The sequence below is a fragment of the Nostoc edaphicum CCNP1411 genome (assembly GCF_014023275.1).
Lineage (GTDB): Bacteria > Cyanobacteriota > Cyanobacteriia > Cyanobacteriales > Nostocaceae > Nostoc > Nostoc edaphicum_A.
This window is the reverse complement of sequence record NZ_CP054697.1, coordinates 190,765-208,952: the sequence shown is the minus strand read 5'-3', so window position 1 is coordinate 208,952 and position 18,188 is coordinate 190,765. Positions and strand designations below refer to the sequence as shown.

At 39.0% G+C, this 18,188-nt stretch carries 13 protein-coding genes and 2 pseudogenes; 6 read left to right on the top strand and 9 right to left on the bottom strand.

The annotated features are described in order from the left end of the window. Positions 1-295 precede the first annotated feature (295 nt). The 5 genes and pseudogenes from HUN01_RS02510 to HUN01_RS02490 all read left to right on the top strand — a co-directional run bounded on the left by HUN01_RS02510 (position 296) and on the right by HUN01_RS02490 (position 5,940). Positions 296-1,183 (top strand): ParA family protein, encoded by an 888-nt coding sequence (locus HUN01_RS02510; protein ID WP_181927308.1) that lies wholly within the window; start codon positions 296-298, stop codon positions 1,181-1,183. 6 nt (positions 1,184-1,189) lie between these two features. After that, a complete protein-coding gene (locus HUN01_RS02505) occupies positions 1,190-1,690 on the top strand; it encodes a hypothetical protein (RefSeq protein ID WP_181927307.1) in 501 nt (166 codons plus the stop codon). Between the two features lie 1,442 nt (positions 1,691-3,132). After that, positions 3,133-4,037: pseudogene (locus HUN01_RS02500) on the top strand (ParM/StbA family protein); the annotation flags it as partial. 5 nt (positions 4,038-4,042) lie between these two features. Next, positions 4,043-4,333 (top strand): hypothetical protein, encoded by a 291-nt coding sequence (locus HUN01_RS02495; protein ID WP_181927306.1) that lies wholly within the window; start codon positions 4,043-4,045, stop codon positions 4,331-4,333. Between the two features lie 545 nt (positions 4,334-4,878). Then, complete coding sequence (locus HUN01_RS02490) at positions 4,879-5,940, top strand: IS630 family transposase (protein WP_338044485.1); 1,062 nt, start codon at positions 4,879-4,881, stop codon at positions 5,938-5,940. Here the strand turns inward: HUN01_RS02490 and HUN01_RS02485 are convergent. From HUN01_RS02485 to HUN01_RS02470, 4 genes are all read right to left on the bottom strand, one after another. After that, a complete protein-coding gene (locus HUN01_RS02485; protein ID WP_181927305.1) occupies positions 5,930-6,547 on the bottom strand; it encodes a type II toxin-antitoxin system PemK/MazF family toxin in 618 nt (205 codons plus the stop codon). The genes HUN01_RS02490 and HUN01_RS02485 overlap by 11 nt on opposite strands. A 1-nt stretch (position 6,548) precedes the next feature. Continuing rightward, positions 6,549-7,028, bottom strand: a complete 480-nt coding sequence (locus HUN01_RS02480) for a type II toxin-antitoxin system antitoxin SocA domain-containing protein (RefSeq protein ID WP_104910153.1) — start codon at positions 7,026-7,028, stop codon at positions 6,549-6,551. A 284-nt stretch (positions 7,029-7,312) separates the two neighbouring features. Next, positions 7,313-7,564: a hypothetical protein gene (locus HUN01_RS02475; RefSeq protein ID WP_181927304.1), complete on the bottom strand. Its 252-nt coding sequence runs from the start codon at positions 7,562-7,564 to the stop codon at positions 7,313-7,315. Between the two features lie 296 nt (positions 7,565-7,860). Next, on the bottom strand, positions 7,861-13,044 hold the full coding sequence (locus tag HUN01_RS02470; RefSeq protein WP_181927303.1) for a hypothetical protein: 5,184 nt from the start codon (positions 13,042-13,044) through the stop codon (positions 7,861-7,863). Between the two features lie 47 nt (positions 13,045-13,091). Between HUN01_RS02470 and HUN01_RS02465 the strand changes: the two genes are divergently transcribed. Next, on the top strand, positions 13,092-13,622 hold the full coding sequence (locus tag HUN01_RS02465; RefSeq protein ID WP_238845410.1) for a hypothetical protein: 531 nt from the start codon (positions 13,092-13,094) through the stop codon (positions 13,620-13,622). Positions 13,623-13,799: 177 nt separating this feature from the next. Here HUN01_RS02465 and HUN01_RS02460 read toward each other — a convergent pair whose 3' ends face one another. The 5 genes and pseudogenes from HUN01_RS02460 to HUN01_RS02440 all read right to left on the bottom strand — a co-directional run bounded on the left by HUN01_RS02460 (position 13,800) and on the right by HUN01_RS02440 (position 18,081). Beyond that, positions 13,800-14,201: a hypothetical protein gene (locus tag HUN01_RS02460; protein WP_181927302.1), complete on the bottom strand. Its 402-nt coding sequence runs from the start codon at positions 14,199-14,201 to the stop codon at positions 13,800-13,802. A 183-nt stretch (positions 14,202-14,384) separates the two neighbouring features. Beyond that, a complete protein-coding gene (locus HUN01_RS35165) occupies positions 14,385-14,717 on the bottom strand; it encodes a hypothetical protein (protein ID WP_238845408.1) in 333 nt (110 codons plus the stop codon). Between the two features lie 98 nt (positions 14,718-14,815). Then, the gene (locus HUN01_RS02450; RefSeq protein ID WP_181927301.1) at positions 14,816-15,553 is read right to left on the bottom strand and encodes a hypothetical protein; all 738 of its coding nucleotides are present in this window, start codon (positions 15,551-15,553) and stop codon (positions 14,816-14,818) included. A gap of 40 nt (positions 15,554-15,593) precedes the next feature. Beyond that, positions 15,594-16,028: pseudogene (locus tag HUN01_RS02445) on the bottom strand (transposase); the annotation flags it as partial. A gap of 589 nt (positions 16,029-16,617) precedes the next feature. Continuing rightward, positions 16,618-18,081, bottom strand: a complete 1,464-nt coding sequence (locus HUN01_RS02440) for an ISLre2 family transposase (protein ID WP_181927300.1) — start codon at positions 18,079-18,081, stop codon at positions 16,618-16,620. Positions 18,082-18,188: the final 107 nt, after the last annotated feature.

The window sequence follows — 18,188 nt, the reverse complement described above, 5'->3', positions numbered from 1 at the left end:
AATCTGGGTCTTTTTTACCCTTAAAAAAAATAATAAGCTCTTTTTTTTATTTAATCGCGATAACGCGAGTTTGCTATAACGCTAGTTTCGGATAACGCGACATTGTTATAATACAAACTCGTTATCAAAACTGAAAAATTGTTGTACGGTAAGGATCTTACTTATCGAGTGGTATTATCAGCCCACTTACTAAATCGCGATAACGCGAGTATCCTATAACGCTAGTTTCGGATAACGCGACATTACTATAATGCGAAGTCGCTATTAAAATTTGCTGGTTATTGAGGACACTTACATGAGCCATGAAGTAACAGCACGAAAAACTAAAGTAATTGCAGTGGGCAATCAAAAGGGAGGAGTTGCAAAAACTAGTAACCTGATTCATATTGCAACTGCTTTAGGTGAAATGGGAAGGCGATGCCTAATATTCGATTTAGATATGAACCAGGGAGCTACCCGGCATTTAGGAATTCCTAGCGAAAGCTTCCTTGGTACTTTTGAAGTTTTGACTGGGGAAGAAGAACCAACAGATGTAATCATTACCCCTGATGATGGAGTAGAGTTACCTAAAAATATTCATTTGATTGCAGCTCGTCGAAATCTAGAAAAGATAGATCAAGCACTCGCAGCTAGAGATAAGTTTTTGGTTACTCAAGATGTTTTGATTAATCCTTTACGCAAGCTTGCTGGAATGTATGATTACATCTTTCTTGATACAGCGCCTAATGCAACTACACCAACAATTGCAGCCTATAAGTCGGCTGACTGGTTTATTCTTTCAGCCACTCCTGACCCATTTGCTATCGCAGGACTTAATGATGCTTTAACTGACATTCAAGGCGCTCAACGTTACGGCAACCCGAATTTACGTTTGTTAGGAGTAATTCTTTGTTGTGTAGATAGCAGAACTATATTAGCTAGTTCTCTAACTGAATATGTCGAGAAACTTTTTTCTGATGGTAGTAAGTCTTTAAAATTTGATACACTCATCAGCCGTTCTACGGTTGTACCTCAGTCCCAAAAGTTAGGGAAGACAATTTTCCAAACTGCACCAAACCACAAAGTCACAAACCAATATCGTAAGCTGTCTAAGGAAATAGAAGCTCGTATTGCTGAGTTTGAAGAACCAGTTACAACATCTACTATAAAATCTGCTGTTTCAACAAAGCGAGGCAAAAAGTAGTCACCAATGGCTAAACGCGTTTCAGGAAATGAAAAACCCTACCGCCCAGTAGACGAAGCATTGGTACGGTCTGTTCTCAGGGGTTCCGATTCAGAGGAAACAACTTCAGTTTCAGATAATACTGCTGCTCCATCTGTGAGAGATTCAACTTTAGTGGAGCCAATAACTCTTGACCCTCAACAATCTCCACCAATACAACCTGCACCAGTAATCGAAAAATTAAGTCGAGAGAAGCGGGTACTTTTGACTAAATCTGAGGAAAGAGAAATTGAACGATTCGTCTCTCGCCTTGCCGAGGAACTAGAAACTCCTCTCAAACTTAGTCATGTATTAAGGTCTTGCATGACAATTCTTCGACACGCGCAGAAAGAGATTATTGCACAAGCTAGCCACTCGGAAAAGCTAGAGCGTCCACCAAATGGTGATCCAGTAGCTCTGGCTGAGTTTGAGTATAAGCTTGCACAAATCATCTCAGATGCTCTTTCTAAAACACCACCACTCGATTGATACTCCTCGTTAACTAATCATCGCGATAACGCGATATACACAGAAAGTCAAACCTGATTTCTACTGTTATCTTTGTTTAACTAAAAAAACTTTATTAGGGCTAACCAATTAGAACCAGTGATCGCGACTCTATATCGCGATATAGAGTGAAAGCCGGATCACTCACTATTCCCAGCATTACGCTTAAAAGGATTAACCTCTCGTGTGACTGTAAGCATAAGTTTACCGGGATGGCACGTTTATAGTTTCAAATGGACTTACGACAGCTTGAATTTTTGGGGTTTTTAAGAGGCAATCTTGTTACTTCAGGTATTTGAGGGTACATAATCCCTGAACTTTCGGCAGGTTTATGCTTGATTTTTAGACTTTCGGCAACTTTTTGGTTTCAAAACCAAATGCTTTGACTGCGATCGCAGAACGTTAAATCAAGCCCTTGGGCTTGTCCTGCGGCAAGGCTATGCTTTCAAAAGCGGCAAACTTATGGTTACAGTCACCTCTCGTTACTTAATCATCGCGATAACGCGATATTGTCACTGGAACGATAACTTGGCAGAAAAGGACGGCTTATGCTTCCAATCGCCAAAAGGACAAATTATGGTTCTAAGCCCCAAACTTAAGCCCAGCGAGGATGTAAAAAATAGAACTAGTGTTGAACCAACGTTTTTATTAGGTTTAAAAGATACTTCCTTTTTGGGACTCGCGGATAGCTTTATGCTTCCATTTTGAGTCAAAAGACAAGTTATCCTTCCAATGTTAGGACTTACTGACAATCCAGTAACGCAACAATAATGGTTTCAGACATTGAAATACTCGGTTATGCTTCCAGACCCGGAAATCTTTTGGGTATAGTGACAGATATAGAGTGAAAGCCAGATCACTTACTATTCCCAGCATTACGCTTAAAAGGGTTAACCTCTCGTTACTTAATCATCGCGATAACGCGATATAGAGTGAAAGCCGGATCACTCACTATTCCCAGCATTACGCTCAAAAGGGTTAACCTCTCGTTACTTAATCATCGCGATAACGCGATATAGAGTGAAAGCCGGATCACTCACTATTCCCAGCATTACACTTAAAAGGGTTAACCTCTCGTTACTTAATCATCGCGATAACGCGATATAGAGTAAGTGGATCAGAGCTTTAGCTAGACATCTTGCAGGGAAATAAATTGCTAACAAAAGATTGGCACTAAAGTATAAATCAAGCAGTCAACGATGATCTAAATTAATTTTTGCTGCGTTCATAGAAAAGATTTCAAAAAACTCATGGGGGCTGTATGGGGGCTATATGTACCCCAAAATCATTTAGGGGCTTGAACAAATTTTGACTCCTATATGGGGGCTTTATGGGGGCTGTATGGGGTATATTCGATTGAGTGAGGTTTTACCCCACTTAGCCCCCAAGAGGTTATGATAATTTTTTGACGCTGAAGAAAAAAAAGCCTAAAACTTTTAGTCGATGGCTTTGAAGTAGTTCGTGTCCCCAGCTATATAACCAATGCCGAGATGGAAGACGTACCTGGGAGGGTAGTTTTTAACGGTAATGCTTACACAGTTGAGTTGGAGAATCAGCTTTCCGTACAGGAAATTATTTTGACCGAAACACTGGTAACAATGAAAACAAAGTCAATAACGCATTATTGACTTTATTCGGTGCATTGGCACATCTTCCACACCGTAAAGCTTGGCATTTAAAATTAGTTGTTAGCTTACATGATGTCGCTCTGGCTGACGAATTGCAAAAAGTACTAAACGGGGAATATCAGGCAATACTTGCTGGCAAACAATCAGAGGTGAAGATCGAAGTCCTGAAAGTCGTACTAGAAGGGATGGGTGCATTGTTTGGGCATCAACTACCCAAAAAATTAACCATTTTAGATTTTGGCAATGGCACAACTTTGTATTCTCGTTACAACCAAGGGAAACGAGAAGTTCACACCGCCTACCCCACTGGCGTAGAAGTTCTCATCAATGATATTTCCCAAAAGATGAAACATTTAAATGGCGGAAAAATCGGGGATGCATCCAAAATCCGATTTTGTCTGGAAATGGGGCATACTCGGTACAGCCGTGACATCGATATCAAAGATGTTTACAGCGCTTGTTTAAAAGATTGGTATGAAAAATACTTAAAGAAAGTGGTGAATCTGACGCTTGATGCTAAACACCAAGGGGATGAAATCTGGGCGATTGGTGGAGGCTGCCTCTTACCTGGATTTAAGAAGCTTTTAGAGAAAAACGGGTTCAAAATACTGGACAACCCAGTAGAAGCTAATGTCTTTGGGCTTTTAGAGATGGCAAAAGCCATCAGCAGCAAGAATCCAGCATCTACATCTATTAAGTGATCGCAATGGCAGATAAAAAAGACTTAGCACCGGAAAAAGTTCGCCTCAAAGATAATTACCGAGAGCGCATATTTGCAGAGTCCCAACAACTAGGTAAAAGTTACCTGGAGACGCTTTACTTTATAATTGACTGCTATTTTGTTTTCATCAAGGCTGGATTAGCTACACAACAAGTAGCTTTCACGCCGATTACTACTGAGCCGAACAAACTTCCTTCAATGACTTCAACTCCATTGGCACAGAAGAAAGAAGAAGATTCTTCAAGCGAAACCTTCAGCCTTGACTTTGACTTATAGCCGAATGGCACGCAAGATATGAGGCAATCCCTTATTTATAAGGTTTTTGGGTGTGGGGTGTAGTAATGCTCATGCCAGCGTTGCTCCCGCAAAGAAGTTTATCAAACAGAATTCAGGAGTCAGGAGTCAGAATACAGGAAAGGTATTGTGTATGACTGGCGGATAGCGAGTCTGCGTACTCCTACGGAGAAGCAAGCTACGCGTAGCGTCTCGTAGAGAGCGTCAAGATTGCTGACTCCTGAATTCTGAATAGCTGAATTCTTCTTCAATTATGTTCGCACTCATATTTACTTTTCTTGATTTTTTTCCTACACCCTACCCCAACAAGATAGTCAGCAAGCAGGTTTCACATAAATCAAGCGTACCATTCCATAAGCGATCGCACTTTGCACTGACCAAGCTAACAGCACTACGGAGATTGCCGAATTTGTAATAATTAGAATATCAATGTTATTGATAAATATACAGGTATTATAGGAATCATATTTGATTTCTGAAAAAAACTACGAGATAATACGGACAGAATATTTGTCTAATAGCTAACAATGATAAACCAGCATCTACAAGCCGCGATCGCAGAACTACAAGAATTTATAGATGATCGCCCAGATGCGCGTGAGGTGAGGAAAGCGTTGGCAGTCAAATTGGTTTATCAAGGCTACAAGTATGAGGAAATTCAAACAATTTTAGATGTGTCACTGGGTTCGATAACAAGCTGGAAGCAAGCTTATGAGGAAGATGGAATTTCGGGACTGCGCCTGAACCACAAGGGAAAAAAAAGTTACTTAACTGCTCAACAACGAGAAGAAGTTTTAAGTTGGTTGCAAACAAAAGAATGTTGGGAACTTGGTGAACTCGAATATAAATTGGCTTTTGAATATGATGTAACTTATGAGTCAAAGCGGAGCTATTATGACTTATTTGATGCGGCAGGAATTAGTTGGAAGAAAACTACTTCTTTAAATCCAAAAGCTGACGAGGACGCTGTTGCTGCAAAAAAAAAAGAGATTGAAACACTATTGGCAAGGCATCGGCAGGAAATTGAAGAAGGAAAGTTGAGAGTATTGCTGCTTGATGAGTGTCATTTAATGTGGGGAGATTTAAGTGGGTATGTCTGGGGAAAAACTGACCAAGAAATAGCAGTGAGAGTTGTTAATATACGAGACAAACAGACATACTACGGGGCAGTTGACTATCTGGAGGGAAGCTTACTACTAAAAGCGTATAACGCAGGTAACTCAGAAAATACAATTGATTATCTACGTTATTTATTAGATCAGTCCCCCCAATCAAAGATTACTTCTTTTTTTGGGGATGGTGCTTCTTACCATCGTTCACATCTGGTTCAAAACTTTTTAGGCGAGGTAAACCAAGATTTGTCTCAAGAGGAGTGGAAAATTCACTGCGTCCGCTTTGCTCCTAATTGCCCGTCACAAAATCCAATTGAGGATATTTGGTTACAAGCTAAAACCTGGGTGCGGCGTTTCTGTGCCTTGATTCCTTCGTTCTCACATCTCAAATGGATGTTTGAGTGGTTTATCCGGCACACTACCTTTGATTTTGCGACTCTTCAAATGTACGGAGCTTTTTCAGAAATCAAATATTAGTCCTATATGAGTCTAAATTGTTAATTAATTCTTCTATTACTAAATTTTTTGTATCTTCAGGTAGATAATCAAAGATTTTTTTCAAAAATTCTGGAGACGCATTTTGAGCAAACCAGTCTTCACTAGGATTCTCTTGAATATTCAAAAAATATTTTAAACGTTCTTCTATAGCTTCTTTATCTGCTTTATCCAATTGTCCAATTCTCTCTAACCAATTGGCTGATGAGCCTTTAAAGCAATTAGCATCAACAGTACATATTTGATGAACTAAAGCGTATGAACTTTTATCAAGACCATTTCTACTTGTAGAGTTAATTGGATATGTAGTTGGTAAACCGTTAAATGTTCCTTGTGAAGTCAGAGGAATAACGGAAAATGTTGCTATATATCCAGATTCATCTTGAAATTTATCGCTTGTCCAGATGATATAAGGATGTATCCCTCTGAAAACCCTACTTGAATTAATATTCTCAGTGCAAGTTTGACATTCTACTTCACCTGGCTCATCTAAATTATAAATATGGACATGACCCAGTTTGCAACGAAGAGATACCCTATAGGGATTTATGGAATAGATCCAACCTTGTCTAGGTCTTTGTCCAGCCACTTTACAATCCTAATTCACTGACTAATTTTTCTCTTTCTGCTTGTAAGTTAAGTCTAGCTTTTTCTTCTGGTCTATGGGTATTTTTTGCTTCCAGCATTGGAGCAGTGCTATATACATACTCTAGTAACTGATTCAGTTTATCTGAGCCAGCCCACTCTCTCCGAATATTATCCAGTACAAACTTAATACTGAGAGGTATGTCCAAATCATCTGCCTGAGCAGCTTGATTCACAGGTCTAATATATGTTGCATTATACTGAGACTCTTGAATAATCTCTTTCCCATTCATTTCATTTAAAGCAGCATCTATACCCTCATTCCAAGGGCCAAATTGATAATAACACCAATCTAGATCAGTCAGCTGCTTTCCTGTCCACTTAACAGAGTAAAGATCAGCTAAATACAAAAACTTGATCAGTTGTGTTTTTGTAATATACCCTTTTGTCGCGTAGACAAAATATTTTATTAGTTTATCCAACATGACCTTTCTCTCTGTTTACTGCCACAAAATAATCTAATTAATGAACAAAGACAAATGTATATAAAGATTCATAATCCTTTTTATTTAATAAAATATAAAGATTTTATAGAATATTTCTATCGCTTAATTATAGTTGCTTTTTTTGCAATCTTTAACACTTTTTGGCTTGCTCATCGTAGACTACAGTATATTTGTACTAATATAATAGTACACGATTAATGTAACCGACACAATCTTTGACTAAAATCTCATGTGTTGTAAGTGTCTCATAGACTTGTCGCATCTCACTGAATAACCCTTCGCCACTTTACCATTTCCGTGAACGATACAAAGCACCTTTGACACCAAGCATCCACCCACAATGCTGGAACTTTGAACCTTGCTGCACGGTTGCGGTACTCTGAAAGTAAGCTTAATTTGTGGCGAACCTCTTTCAGAGGAGCTAACGCTAACGCATTTTTATAAGAGTCATCAAACACTTTTTTCCCATTTGGTGTGGTTTTCTTGTAGAAGCCACAAGCGATCAGCTCATGCATTGCCGTAAGCTGATTGTTTCAGCAGGGACTAGGAAAACGAATTCATGGAACGATCGCTTGAACCTGTAAAGCTTGAATTGGATGCATCTTTGGCTTTGATATGAATAATTCAGGCAGAAGGCAGAAGGTCAATTAAAGGGGATTCTGACAATAACAGTAATTGTAGACCGTTAAATCTACGATTTAGCAGGGAGCTTAAACCCAAGTTAGCAAGGCAAAAAGGCAATATTTAAAACTTATTCTTTCCTCCATCAAGAAATACTCTCTGCTTTCTGCTTTGCCAGAGGCAGATAAATCTATCTTTGTATTTCTAATTCTTGACTTTTATTTTTCGCTAAAATTTTATCTATCTGACTATTCGCATCCTCAAAAGTTTGCAATATCTGTGGAGTTACTTTATTCGTCTGCACTTTGCCAGATTGCAAGTTTAAAATTACCTCTCCATTTTTCTGCGAAATAGTTAAATCCCTCTGCTGGGTATTGAAAGCCAAGTCATAAATTTTCCCTTGGACTTGAGTACCATTTTCATCAGACTTACCCCAAACCATGCCAATCCTTTGAGCAATTTGAGTCAACCGACTGATGGCAACAAGATCAAACTTATCTTTATTCATTACTGTCAACGCTTCGGCTGACAATTGCTCACCAGCTTTAAACCCATTTGCCACTTCTACAATGCGTTTTTTGTAATTCTCCGGCTTCCCTAACTTATCTGCGGCATTGTACCAATTTCTCAAGTCATCAATAGTAACTGATTGAGTTTGGACTGTTGCTTCAAGTGCGGCTCTATTTTGTGGTTCAGGAAACGGGACTATAAAACCCTCCACATAATCCCCCAAGGGTTCAAGATGTAGTCCCCACACCTGCTGTTTGCCTGTGAACAATTCTGGTAATGCTTTGGGTGAGTGCTTTTCCATATCAGCCCACTGCTGTTGATAAACGGGGTCAGCAATCATATTAGGTGTGATTTGATACTGCTTACCGACTCGAAAGGCGACTTGCTTATCAATGCCTGTCGCCAGAGCAATATCCCCTTCCTTAAACCCATACTGTTTGTATGGTTGATAAGCTCTGGTGGTATGAGTTCTGCCATATCCGCGCATGGCATCAATGCAAGTATTTACAGGTAGTGGATTAGTGTCACCATGCATCATTAAAGGGTAGTTCATCGGAATCGGTTTGCCTTTGATGACAGGAGGGGCGACATTTTGAACCTCTTGGTTTGGGTGGAATTGAGCGCTTTGTTGAGGCGGGGATTGTGCTGATTGAGATGGAGGTTTCAAAAACTGCGGTCGTGTGGCGAGGGAATTAACCCTTTGTTGATACTCACTATCCGTTTCAATCACAGCCCCAAATTTCTTGGCCATGCTCTCTAAAGTTTTGGCAGGGATGGAGCTATCAACCAAGTTAAATACGGCTAGACCTTTCTTAGTTTCCCTTATAACATCTTCTGTTGGGGCAAGCGAGAATTCAACTTTTTGAGCAGTTAACCATTTAGTTACAGTATCAGCTTTCTGGTTGTCAACAGCCAAGCCCATGACTCCAAGTTTTTTGTTTGATTGGGTAGAAAATAAGAAAGTAGGGCGCTCTTTAATCTGATGTAGAATATTCGCACTACTCTCAATCATCTCTTGTTGTTCAGAATTAACCGATTGAGTCCCAAAAGCCTGAAATTCTTTCGTCCAAATAGTAGGATATTCAACGGTATTAGGGTCAATTTGAGCGCAAATAACAGAAAAATTACTTTCAATGATAGCGTCGGCGGATGTAAGTTTTCCGGTTTTGAGCAATCCAAGTTGTCTGAGCGCGTCTTTGTCTTTTTTGAAGTGCAATACTCCCAGGGGTTCACTATTCAAAAATACAGCATCCCTAGTTTTAGAAGCTAAGGTTTCGATAGTCAGTTTTCGGTAATCTTGATCATTGAATGTCTGACCAGAAAAATCATAAAAGTTAATTTTATTAATTTTGAGGAGATTTCCATTGGGAGACTCACCCAGGACAAAAGCTTGATCTCCTGTCTCAGAGATTGACGTGAGCTTTAATTTTAGGGGATTACCATTTTTGAGATAATTAATTTCTTTTAACTGTTGGGCAGAATCACTGTCTAACTCACCCAGGGTCAAAGCATCAATTTTGATTTTTACTGTTTTATCAGGAATCGGCACAGTGCCAAATTCTAAGTTGACCGGTTCGGCGTTAAAAACAAGTCCTGCATAAGAGAAGTTCTTGAGTTCACGGATGGTAATCTCAATCGGCTCGTTTCCTGGTAGTCCAATAGTTGCTGATGCTGTGGCAGGTTCTACCCCAACCATACAAGAGAGCGCTTTCGTACCAATGGGAAGCTGTGCAGTTCTGGTTTCGAGCATGGCGAATTCCTTATATTCGCCGTCAGCATCCTGGACAAATAACAATCTGGAAACATGGCGCTCATGCCCAACTGGGTGGTGGCTAGCTCTAATTTCTATCGGGTGTTTTTCATGAACGTTCCAGTCTCGACCCAAAAATTGATTCGCTTCATTATTGAGTGTGACTAACTTTGGTTCAGTAAATTGCAATTTATCTAAGCGAGAGATAATCTCATTGGGGAAAGCAGCGAAGGCAAAATTAGAGACTTTTTTAGCGATCGCTTGGGGGTTTGCGTTTTCTTTTCTTGCAACTTCAAGTTCATCTTGGCGAGATGCACAGATGTTCCAAGCGGCGGCAGCAGATGCAAGTTTTTCTGACTCTGGGATTTTCGCGTAAAATGCTTCTGCTGCATCATTTGCCAAGGCAAAGAGTAGTTTAGTTTGGCTTCTAGTAAGTTCTGGTTTTAGTTCTAATAGTTTAGCTCCCTGCATGGCCATCCCCGCCTTGAGGTTGTGGTCAGTCACAGATTGTTGGCTAACTGTCCCCAGGTTGCGGTAAGCGGGTTTCTTATCCTCCCCAATCTCGCCATCTATCTGTGCAACTGCTAGTAATTTGTGGGGGCGTTCTTTAGTTCGCCATTTCTCTGGTATTTCGTCTAGGCGAATGTTCAACGTTTGGGCTTTCCAAATCAGAGGATGTTCGTAATGGGTGAGATTGGTAATTTCGAGTTGGCAAGACTGTGGAGTTTGGATGATTGCTGATGGCCCTTTCTCGGTTTCCCGCCGTCGCTCCATACGTACCGCAGCGTTGAATTTCTGATCAAACTCGTATTTGGCGGCGATCGCTGCAAATTTCTGCTGTGGTGAAAATTCTACCCCTTTGAACAAGTCTTTAAACTGGACAATGGGACGCGATTCTAACTGTGATTCTTGGAAATATTTATTAGTTTGGCTAATCAATAATTCTACTGGTGAGTAGCCCTTTGGTATTATACCTGTGTTTAAATAAACTGAACGCGACTTTTTATCTTTAATATAATTAACATCACGATATAAGTAGCGGCTGTTTTCCCGGATTTTATTCATCTCAGGTTTTTTAGCACTTTTGAATAAATCAACCGCTATTTGGTTTTGATAACATCCTTCTTCAATCATGCTCCGGTACATTTGACGGTTAATGTCCATTGCTTTCTGGATCATTTCGGGAGTTCTTTGAGAATGAGCAATTTCAACAACCCCTTGCATATAAGGCTTGTATTCTTCTCGAATTAACTTTGGATCTTTCTGGCGTTCTTGCTCAAACAGGGTTTCGTAATGGTTAGAAACTTGGTCTAGATAATTTGATTTCTGCTCAAAAGTACCGTAAGTCTTTAGTACCTCAATTTCCGATTCTAATGCTTCCAGTGCTGTCACTTGATTGTTGATTATGCCCACGCTGATGCTATCGCTCATGTGGATAGCTATTTCTTCAAATGGAGGCTGGCTTCCATCGGTGGGTTCATAAAATGATTGTTTTTTGAGCTTAACCGTGGGCGAATAGGCGTTTTGGGGAAGATTTCTTCGCTCTGCCTCTGCCGTTAAGTTGGGATATAAGCTGGCTCTTGCTACACCAATGCAGTCACCATCGTAGTCTCGTGCTTGGCGTTCTGATTCTGTTTCTGCTGGATCTATTTCTTCAACATCAATCCCTTGCGCTTCTAACTCTGTAATTCTGGCTTGTATGCGCTTGTGGTCTTCGTCATTGACTACAATTATGCCTTTGAGGTCTTTACCATCTGGCCCGAGTCGATCTTTAATGTGCTTGTTAGCAGACACACACAATCCGTTAGAATTCAGAAAAGGAGAACGGAAGTTAAGAATTTTCTCTTCATTCTTTTCCCATGAAACACAAATTTCACCATTTTTAAGTTCTTTGGATGGAATAATCATCCCTCGGTCAAAAGTAAGCGTTTTCCCCAGAGCGATATCTCGCCATTGGCTCTGTAAAAACCGACTTAATTCCTGTTTAACTTTTTCCGTTTCTAAAAGTTGTTGATGACCAAGTAAGTCAGTTTTGATGAGTTTGTACATGAACAAGTCATCTTTAGTACTCTCGTCATCTAATTCCTCATCTGTCTCTAAATCGTTATTTGTCCCTAAGTTTTTAATATCTATTTCTTGGTTTGTGACCTCTCCTATTTTTAATTTACTTTGGTTCAATGATTCTTTGCGTTTTTCGTATTTTTCACAATAGTCAGCAGCAACAATTCTAGGGTCATCTTGAATAGAGGCTAGTTTTTCAGCTTGTAGCTCTAATTCTTCGGCAAAATCTTTAATTCCTTGGGGGAAAGATGCCAATAGTTGGGAGATAGACATCTGACCTTGCTGAGATTGTCCTTTTTCAGCCAACCAAATATTTTGCTGATATAATCCTGGCTTAATTTGAGGTTTAGTCGCCCCTGCTGGTCTATCCTTATCTGTTCCCTTAAAACTACTTATGGGAAGAATTATGTCTATTTTTGGTTTGTTATTTGGTTCTGCATATTCTATTTTATCTAGTTTGTATGGTCGAAGTGTTCCCTTACCAAAGCGGTATTTACTAGTATCTTCTCCGTTTCCTTCCCTCCAGCCGAATCGATGCTGGATAACACGGTAGCTTTTATCTTGTTGTGATTCTCTTGAAGTGAGCAAGTCATAAAGTTGTGTTGAAATTTGTCCATAACAATCGCCAACTAGTTTATATGCTAAATCATTTGATAATATCCCTCCATTTTGACCGGGATTATTAGTAGAATCATCTACTACTAGAATGTTTAGCTTCTCGTGAATCGCATTTTTACAAGCCCCAAGAAATATCGAACCATAAGCTCCACGGTCTTTACCATCTGGACAAATTTTTTGAATTGTTTCTAAACATTCTTTTTCTCCATAAAGTAAGCGGGTTTTAGAAGATAGCAATAAAATTTGTCCGTCTGGATGATTCTTTAATTCTTCGTCTGTACTGTACTCATCTGAATGTCCAAATGAGAATTCTTTATCAGGAAAGTAAAATTCTAGTAAAGTATTACTGAGCTTTTCGGTTAAAATAGTTTTACGCTCATCTGTATAAATCCATTGATTAAGCCTGGGATCAAAATGTTTAATTTCCAGAGTCATGGTTTTAATAAATTGATGAAGATTGGTTAATATTTTAGGAGGTTTTTATGTCAAGAATTAAGCGCTGGATAAATATGAATAAAGAAGAGTTCAATGCAGATGGAACTTTAAAAGATGAAGTAAGACAACGAAAGTTATCTCGTGGCGCACATCCAGAAGCAATCGATGATTATGCTCGTAGATTAAAAGAAGAGTACGACGAGTGGAAGCACCTGGATGAGACTGACCCAGAGCCGTGGCCAATCTACACAGCCTACGATTTCTTCACTGAACAAGAGAAAAAGGAATTTAACCGTGATGGTTCTCTCAGACCTGAATATGTAGAATACGCTCGTAAAATTGGCATCAGTGAAAGTGCCTTGGAACACCAAGAGTGGCGTAAGAGAAACGAAGTCGAGAATTATGATGCTGTATCTGCCGAACATGCAGAACAAGGCATTAACTTTGGTGAAGAACGGATGAAAGAAAGGATTGAAGACAGCAGAACATACGCTCAACGCCGCCGCCAAATGGAACAGGACTTGCGGAACTTTGAGCCGGAAGATAGCTTGCCTTTTGATAAAAACACCTTCTATTAAAGTAGGTGAGATTACGCCGTAACCCCGCTTTATCCATCAAGTACAGTGATTTTATCTGAATATATGAAAAAAAGCGATCGCCTACAACAGGCATGGAAGTAAATATTCATAAACTGCCTTTTTACTTTGCTCAGTAAGTGCAGTGCAGTCAATAAATATACCGCACTGTGACTAGATTTATTTATGATGTTTTTTCCCGTGTGGTGGGGTGTTTTTTGATAATTGTTTGCCCTGAAATAATTCAGACGAAGAACTACTAGATATTGATGAAGTAGCTATTTTATACATGGCAAAACAGCAAGGAATAGCGACTAAAAAAATTAACATAGCCTGACTAATTATTTGCCAGTAGTTGAAAGTCATTTTAAAATGAACTTGCCTAAAGAAAACAGACTCTAACTTTTGGTGAGTCGTGCGATTTTTCAAGTACTCTAAAACTTGCAGACATTGAGAGATATCTTCGCCTTGGTGTACTTTTTGGCACAGCAGTATTTCTAAGCGTTCAATGCGACGTTCAGAAGTTGATAAATTGATATCATCCCAATCGTCCCAGAGCTTAGTTTGTTGTAGTTCGGACATGAGTATTTCTTAATTATTTACGAAGCCCCTTTGGGGCGGGAATAAGGAACTCTTAAGAGGGAAGAGGGAACAGGAAAAACTCATGGTTTTTAAACATGAGATTGAAATAATGACACTGTTTTTTCGTGCTACACATCTCAAAAAACATCTTTTTTTTTTGACTGAGCTTTAAACTCTGAAACTTTAGTTTCTTGTCTGTTCCCTGTTGCCTATTCCCTGTTCCCTCTTAAGATGTTTGGATTTGTTCTTATTACGTTCGTACTCAGCAAGGATATTTTTGAATTGTTGGGGAAGAATCACGGTTTTCTTATCAAATCGCAGTAAATAACATCCCCCAGAGCCACTTTTACAAGCGATGGTGGTAGGCCAGTTGAGTCCTGCGATTAGCCCAAGAGTAGCGAATGTTACAATGCCACTCAGGAAAAATAAAGTACCAGAGCGACCAGAGCCGACCCAAGCACCAATCCAGAAAAGCAACTCTTTAACTTTTTCAAACCTCTGTTGGCGATGTTTCAACCATTCTTTGGACTTCTTTAACTTTTCAACAGCTTTAACATCAGATGCCTTCTCGATTTTCAGATCGATGGTGCGTTTTTGGTCAGCAATTTCTTGTTCTAATCGGTACTCGTTCCACTCTCGGACACGTTGGGCGATAGCATCGGCGTGGGCGAAGAAAGCGGAAAATCCTTCATCGGATAGTGATTCGCCATTAAAGTTTTCAATCGTGACTTTCCCTCAATGCGCTCCAATATACGTTGTTCTAGTCCTAAATAAAAATTCTTAATATCCTGTTTGTTTTCCGAAAGTGCGTGGAGTACATTCTTGAGATACATTTGGTTGACTAGTCCGGGAATATTTTGAGCGCGTTTTCGGGTAATATTATCCACTAAATTGACCAATTCCTCTTCAGAAACAGATGCTTCTTCACCAAAAAATTCAGCAATTAACTGGCTCTCATCTTGGGGTTGAACTATGCCAAAGTGAGTAGCTACATCAAAATATGTTTTATTTTGCTCCTTAATTAGGTCGCAAGCTTCGAGAAATCGCTCACACTCCAACTGACGATACTCCTTCTGATTTGGAGATAGTCCACAAGCGTTGATAATCTCAATCGCTTCAGTTAGTTCTAGCTCAATGCCGTACTCTGATTTAATGTGAGTTAACATTTCCAGAATATTCATTGGTGGAAATTCAGTTTTATCAGCACGTTTTTTCTCTTGTCTTTGAAAATGTGCTGCCGCTTGCTTATAGGTTTTACCCTGTTGAATTGACGCTCGGATCACATCAAAACGGGACTGAATTTCTTCATCACTGTAATCAGCTTGGTCAATAGGTAAATTACTTGCTGTCAACGTGGCATCAACATCTTCTACAGAGAGCGAATATATAGGACTAATATTTGATTTCTGAAAAAGCTCCGTACATTTGAAGAGTCGCAAAATCAAAGGTAGTGTGCCGGATAAACCACTCAAACATCCATTTGAGATGTGAGAACGAAGGAATCAAGGCACAGAAACGCCGCACCCAGGTTTTAGCTTGTAACCAAATATCCTCAATTGGATTTTGTGACGGGCAATTAGGAGCAAAGCGGACGCAGTGAATTTTCCACTCCTCTTGAGACAAATCTTGGTTTACCTCGCCTAAAAAGTTTTGAACCAGATGTGAACGATGGTAAGAAGCACCATCCCAAAAAAGAAGTAATCTTTGATTGGGGGACTGATCTAATAAATAACGTAGATAATCAATTGTATTTTCTGAGTTACCTGCGTTATACGCTTTTAGTAGTAAGCTTCCCTCCAGATAGTCAACTGCCCCGTAGTATGTCTGGGGAGCAATGCGGTTTTGTCAGATCCGGTAAACAAAGTGCGATCGCAAAAATTGGATCTAAGTAGACAGTAACTTTATTTATCCCTCTTCTGTCACTTTCCGGGAAAGTGATCGCTAGAAGCCTCATGAGGCAATCAATACAAGCTATACTATTAGAAAAAAATAGGACTTGTATTTGTTATTAGAAAATAATCGCGCAATCGCTTGTTATACAAAAGCTCTAGATTTTAGAAAAGGCAAATGTTTTCGGAGAGTGACAGAAGAGGGTTATAGGAATCATATTTGATTTCTGAAAATATTTCAGTAGGGTGTGTTATGCCGTAGGCTAACGCACCATCCGAAGATTTTGGTGCGTTACGGAAGCCGTAACACACCCTACATATACTTAGATTTTTTCATAAATCAAATACTAGTCCTATACTAAATATATGTTGATAGTCACGAGAATTCATCTTGATGAGATATCTCAAAAAGATTACTAGCAAGGTATTTGACGATTATTAACAAAAATATCTACAATTAGCCTTTTATACTTAGTGTTAATTAAAGCAAATAACAAGTTGAAAGTAGAGCTAAAGTATAAAATTTATCAAGCAGTTTCTGGTTTGATAAAGGAATTAAATATGGAAGCACAAAAATTATCCCAACTTTTAGCTATCCATTGACAACGCAGATGTAACATAATTTCTGCATTTTCTTTCAACCAAAATTTACTGTTACCCTTGATTCTTAAATTGACAACTTGGCGGATTAAACTCTCAATTGCACCACTACCAATAGGTAATTTTTTCTGTATTGCTTTATCGTAATTTAAACGTCCTTTACGATAAGCATCTAAAATATAATTTCGTTTAGTTACCATAATCTTACACCGCTCTCCAGTAGCTACAGCAATCAATTCATCCATCTGGCTAATTAAGGATTTAGCTTTACCTTTTTTTAAACTCTTTCTAACTTTTACAAACCATTCTTTCGACTGTACTTCTTCATTAAAAGCTGCGTCTGCAAATACTTTTATATTTTCCGTAACATGATAAAAATCGAATAACTGATAAGTTTCGACTGGGCATCCTAATCTTGTCAAAAGTGGGGGAATATGTATCCAGATCCACTCCGCTCCATCCCCGATTAATAATACTTGTTTTGCTTGACTAATTCCCAAGTCAACTAAATCCGCTTCTAAAATCTCCAAAAGCGCTTTATATCCTTCATAAGTGCCATCATTCGTAATAGGAATTTCAGAACTATTTATTTTTTTACCTTGCTCGTCAACAACATAAATTGTAAATAATTTTGGCTCAACCCATTTGCCGATAAACCCGTGTCGCTTGGTTTTGGAACTTTTTCTTCCCTTTTTATTAATTCGGATTCGACTCCGACCACCATCTACGGCGATCACAACTCTTTGGTCTTTAAGAATATTACCTTCAGCTAAATTCCCTAATTGGCGATTTAAGATTTTAGATTGACGTAAGTTGATCCCAATTTGACCAAATTTATATGTCAAACGTTCAATTCGTTTTAAACTAAGGTTAATTCCCCAACCCGTCAAAGTTGTACAGGCGGCTTCAAATGAGCTAGTGATTGCGCCGTATTGGGCAACTGTTGACCATACTAATGGGGTTAGACCGTCTGACATCCCCAACCACTTTAATAAAGGGTATACTCCCTGAGTAGAGATTTTATTTTTGGTCGAAGCTGTTGAATTTTTTCTTACCATATATGGTAATTTTAAAGTAACTAAAACATTTCCGACTGTTAATATTTGCCGCGTTCTATAACCGTGTTTTTGCATATTGCCACCCCACCAGCCTTTTGTTTGGTTCATAGCGGTTTGATTGGCTGACTGAGATTGGGAAAGGTTATACAATAAAATCGCGATACATTGACCAGCTAAGATAAGTGCAAGTTCTCTAATCTTTCTTTCTCTTTCTTCAAGAATTTTTCCATTCCATTCTGTGATGTTCGTCAATTCTAAATATTTTGTTACCTGCGAAGAAAAGTTTGATAATGATTTACTCAAATCTAGAGTTGCACATATATATTTTTCCATTAAAATAGATAATCCCTGCCTCGAAATTATTGCTCAAAGGGAATCCTAGCTTTTTTTGGGTCAAAAAAGAGAGTCTTGCAACTTGTGATTCAAACTCATCTTTACTT